A 1,450-nucleotide genomic window follows, 5' to 3' on the forward strand; every position below is an offset into this window, starting at 1 on the left:
GAGCAATGCTCGAAACCTGTGGATGAGCGTCGGGAGGCGTACCCTCCCGGCGACGCTCCATGTCCAAGGAATCGAGTAGAGCCCGCGCGCCAACGCGGGCCGGGAAGGTACGCCCGTGCTTACCGTAGTCAACCCGGAAGAGCCCACGCCAGCGACCGTGTCCGAGCCGGCCAGGACGGGCGGGTCGCTGATCGACGAGATCGTGCGTGACGGTGCCCGCCGGATGCTCGCCGCCGCGCTGGAAGCTGAGGTCGCCGCCTACATCGCCGCGCACGCGGCAGAGGTGGACGAGAATGGCCGCCGGCTGGTGGTGCGTAACGGTCACGCCCGGTCGCGGCAGGTGCTCACCAGCGCCGGCGCGGTGGAGGTCGTGGCGCCGCGGGTCAACGACAAGCGCATCGACGAGACAGGCGAGCGTCAGCGGTTCGCCTCGGCGATCCTGCCCGCCTGGTGCCGCAAGTCCCCGCAGATCAACGAAGTACTGCCGTTGCTCTACCTGCACGGGCTCTCGTCGTCCGACTTCGTGCCGGCGTTGCAGCAGTTCCTCGGCACCAGCTCGGGGCTGTCGGCTCCGGTGATCACCCGGCTCACCGCGCAGTGGCAGGACGAGGCCCGCGCCTTCGCCGGCCGGGATCTCTCCGGCGTCGACTACGTCTACTTGTGGGCCGACGGCGTGCACCTGAACGTGCGCCTGGACGAGGCGAAACTGTGCCTGCTGGTCATGGTCGGCGTGCGCGTCGACGGCCGCAAGGAACTCGTCGCCCTCGCGGAGGGCTACCGCGAGTCCACCGAGTCCTGGGCCGACCTGCTGCGTGACTGTAAACGCCGCGGCATGCGTGCCCCGGTCCTGGCCGTCGGCGACGGCGCGCTCGGGTTCTGGAACGCGCTTCGCGAGGTGTTCCCCACCACGCGGGAACAACGCTGCTGGTTCCACAAGATCGCCAACGTCCTCGGCGCGCTCCCGAAATCGGCGCATCCCGGGGCGAAGAAGGCCCTCGCGGAGATCTGGAACGCCGAGGACCGCGACCACGCCCGCCGCGCCGTCGCCGCGTTCAAGCTCGCCTACGGCGCCAAGTTCGGCAAAGCCGTCGCCAAGGTCGTCGACGACCTCGACGAATTGCTGGCCTTCTACGATTTCCCGGCCGAGCACTGGGTGCACCTGCGCACCACCAACCCGATCGAGTCGACGTTCGCCACCGTCCGGCACCGCACCAAGGTCACCAAAGGCCCTGGCTCGAAGGCCGCCGGCCTCGCGATGGCGTTCAAGCTGATCGAAGCCGCCCAGCAGCGGTGGCGGGCAGTCAACGCACCGCACCTGGTCGCCCTGGTCCGCGCCGGCGCCCGCTTCGAACGCGGCCGCCTCGTCGAACGGGCCACGACCGAACCCGTCACCTCCGACACCGCAGCCGCCTGATCAAGATTCCTCATCCACAAGTCTTGACTATTGCTC

Annotated in this window: 1 protein-coding gene; it reads left to right on the forward strand. The window is 69.2% G+C overall.

Annotated elements, in window-relative coordinates:
• Positions 1–115 precede the first annotated feature (115 nt).
• Positions 116–1,414 carry an IS256 family transposase gene (locus ACL02O_RS34180; protein WP_412822317.1) on the forward strand — a complete coding sequence of 433 codons (1,299 nt, stop codon included), beginning with the start codon at positions 116–118 and terminating at the stop codon, positions 1,412–1,414.
• Positions 1,415–1,450: the final 36 nt, after the last annotated feature.

Origin of the sequence: Micromonospora mangrovicola, from assembly GCF_047200535.1 — a bacterium.
Classification (GTDB): domain Bacteria; phylum Actinomycetota; class Actinomycetes; order Mycobacteriales; family Micromonosporaceae; genus Micromonospora.